At 72.0% G+C, this 1,734-nt stretch carries 2 protein-coding genes and 1 rRNA gene; 2 read left to right on the top strand and 1 reads right to left on the bottom strand.

The features are described 5' to 3' along the window. Together rrf and MTQ10_RS30180 are read left to right on the top strand one after the other, a co-directional pair. Positions 1-71, top strand: a 5S ribosomal RNA gene (rrf, locus tag MTQ10_RS31830); the annotation flags it as partial. Between the two features lie 144 nt (positions 72-215). Then, the gene (locus tag MTQ10_RS30180) at positions 216-779 is read left to right on the top strand and encodes a GNAT family N-acetyltransferase (protein ID WP_247473783.1); all 564 of its coding nucleotides are present in this window, start codon (positions 216-218) and stop codon (positions 777-779) included. A gap of 10 nt (positions 780-789) precedes the next feature. Here the strand turns inward: MTQ10_RS30180 and MTQ10_RS30175 are convergent. Continuing rightward, on the bottom strand, positions 790-1,734 hold a 945-nt coding region (locus tag MTQ10_RS30175; protein ID WP_247473781.1), incomplete at its 5' end, for a type IV secretory system conjugative DNA transfer family protein.

Below are 1,734 nucleotides of genomic sequence, written 5' to 3'. Positions count from 1 at the left end.
CGGAAGCTAAGCCTTACAGCGCCGATGGTACTGCAGGGGGGACCCTGTGGGAGAGTAGGACGCCGCCGAACGATTTTTCCGGGGAGCCCCGCACCATTTGGTGCGGGGCTTTCCGCATTTCAGGGACGTTTCAAGGACCGTGGAGAGAGCGAGTGGGGGCGCCGGCGGTCGTATATCGGGTGAGCGCCCGCCGGGCCGGGGCTACGGTGGCCCGTATGACAGTGAGCAGCAGGGGCGAGGTCGTCGTACGGGCGGTTCGGGCCGAGGAGTGGCCGGCCGTGAAGGCGTTGCGGTTGGACGCGCTGCGAGACCCCGTCGCCCACCTGGCCTTCCTGGAGGCGTACGACGACGCCGTCGCGGAGCCGGACGAGTTCTGGCAGGGCCGGGCGAGCCGGGCCTCGCACGAGGACGGCCCCGTGCGGCAGTTCGTGGCCGAGACCGGCGACGGCGTATGGGTCGGGACCGCCACCGTGCTGATCGAGGAAGCCGGTACCACGGACTGGGCCGGGTATCCCGTGGAGCGGAGACAGGGGCATGTCGTCGGCGTGTTCGTACAGCCCGCGTATCGGGGGACGGGCGTCACCGAGGCCGTGTTCGAGACGGCATTGGAGTGGGCCTGGGGGCGTGGCGCCGAGCGGGTGCGGCTGCTGGTGCACGAGGAGAACACGCGGGCCCAGGGCTTCTACCGCAAGGCCGGCTTCCGGCCCACAGGGGTGACCGTGCCGGTGCCGCACTCGCCCGAGCGGAGCGAGCTGGAGTACGTGATCGAGAAGGGGTGAACGTGCCCTCTCAGACCGGCAGTTCGTCGTGCGGCCAGCGGGACCTGGCCTGCTCGCGGGAGCGGAGCAGAGCCAGCGTCGGCAGGCCCCTGTCCGTGCCGTCGGCCAGCAGCTCCGGCAACTGGGGGAGCGGGGCCACGGCGGCCACGTCGTCGAGGACAAGCGCAAGTGGTGGGTCGAGCCGACCGGAGGATGACCGTTCGGCCATGCGCCGGCCGCGCTCGACCACGCTGGAGACGAGGGCCGTCAGGAGCGGCATCGCGCCCGGACGCGTCCTGGGGTCCTCGATGGATTCACCGACCACATAAAGCGTGCCCCCTTCAGCCACGAAGGAATCCAAGGCGAGGGCATCAGTTCGGTTCGGAGTGCAGGCCTCCCGCACATTGACGGTGAACAGGGCCGCCAGAGCGCGGGTGAGGAGCTCCTGGGCCATGTCGCGGCGGTCCGGGTGCGCGGTGAGCGCGGCCTCCAGCTCGCCTGCGGTGCCCGCCGCGGCCTTCGGGCTCGTGCGGAGAATCCGTACGGCGTCCTGGATCTGTGTGCCCTGCGCCCAGCGGTGGACATGGCGGACCGTGCGGCCGTCCACGGCGGCGGCGTGCAGATAGCTGCGCAGCAGCGTGACCGCGGTGTCGTACACCGCCTGGTCCAGGCGGGACGCCGGGCGGACCGGGGCGAGGAGTGCGACGGCGCGGTCCGCGGCTGTCTGCTTGTCGTCGCAGGCCGCTGTCGGTGACCAGTGGAGTCGGGCCGGGGTGTCGCAGATGTGCGTCGGGTCGTACAGGTGGACCGGGCCCAGTTTGGCGCGGGCGTCCTTCGTGTCCTGCCAGACGGCCGGGGACGACGTGACGACGAGGACCGGGCCGTCCGCGTCGCGGATCGCCTGCGTCGCGGCCGTGTGCCGGGCCGCCGGGGGGCCGTAGTGGACGGGGCCCTCGGGGCGGGGGCTCTCCCAGGC

Origin of the sequence: Streptomyces sp. XM83C (assembly GCF_023072675.1) — a bacterium.
Lineage (GTDB): Bacteria > Actinomycetota > Actinomycetes > Streptomycetales > Streptomycetaceae > Streptomyces > Streptomyces thermocoprophilus.
Note: the sequence above shows the minus strand (reverse complement) of the source record. Positions and strands in the feature narration are given on the sequence as shown.

Coding starts and splice junctions, on each gene's coding strand:
- MTQ10_RS30180 (WP_247473783.1), top strand. CDS start 216: ATGACAGTGAGCAGCAGGGGCGAGGTCGTCGTACGGGCGGTTCGGGCC.